This window comes from Actinomadura sp. RB99 (assembly GCF_014706005.1).
In the GTDB taxonomy this organism is placed as follows: Bacteria; Actinomycetota; Actinomycetes; order Streptosporangiales; family Streptosporangiaceae; genus Spirillospora.
The window spans coordinates 1-624 of sequence record NZ_JABMCA010000205.1; the positions used below are offsets into that span (position 1 = coordinate 1).

The 624-nt window shown below is 74.0% G+C and carries 2 protein-coding genes; both read right to left on the reverse strand.

All coding sequences use genetic code 11. From position 1 onward, the window contains the following. Positions 1–12 precede the first annotated feature (12 nt). Positions 13–342, reverse strand: a complete 330-nt coding sequence (locus amrb99_RS49580; protein WP_190869050.1) for a hypothetical protein — start codon at positions 340–342, stop codon at positions 13–15. Between the two features lie 77 nt (positions 343–419). Continuing rightward, the coding region (locus amrb99_RS49585; protein WP_190869051.1) for a hypothetical protein at positions 420–624 on the reverse strand (205 nt) is incomplete at its 5' end.

Sequence of the window (624 nt, forward strand, 5' to 3'; positions counted from 1 at the left end):
CGAGGCGCTGCATCAGGGACGCTCCTGGGGGTCGTCGGGGGTCTCCGACGCCGCCGCCGACCCCGACGGCGACATCGGCGCGGGGTGCATGATCAACGGTACGCCCTGACGCGGGTAAATGGCACCGTCATATTCCGCGACAGGCGCGGGGATCGGCGGCGGAACGGGCGAGGCGGCGACGTAGACGACGGTGGGCAGCGCGGGCGGCGAGGACGGCGGCGGCGGGACCGGCCGGGAGTACCGGGCGAGCAGTCGCGGGGAGAACGCGAGCGCGCCGACCGTCATCCCGGAGGCGAACGCGGTCACGACGCTGCCGCCGTACACGGTCCATAGGATGTCCATGCTGATCACTCCTGGTGTGAGGCGGTCAGGGGCGGTGCCGGGTGTCCAGCCGTGGGCACCGCCCCTGTGCTGGTTGGTCACTGACTGGCGGCGAAGGTGTCGCCGCCTTCGCGGTCGGCGGTCCGCCGCCGCTCGCGCTTGATGCAGGTGGACAGGTACGGGTCCGAGACGCTGGCGCCGCGCGCGGTGAGCCAGTCACGGACGGCGGCGGGGGTCGCGTCAGCTCCCAGGTCATCGAGCGCGAGGCGGACGCGCTCCGCGTCGCTGCCCGCGGCGGCGAGG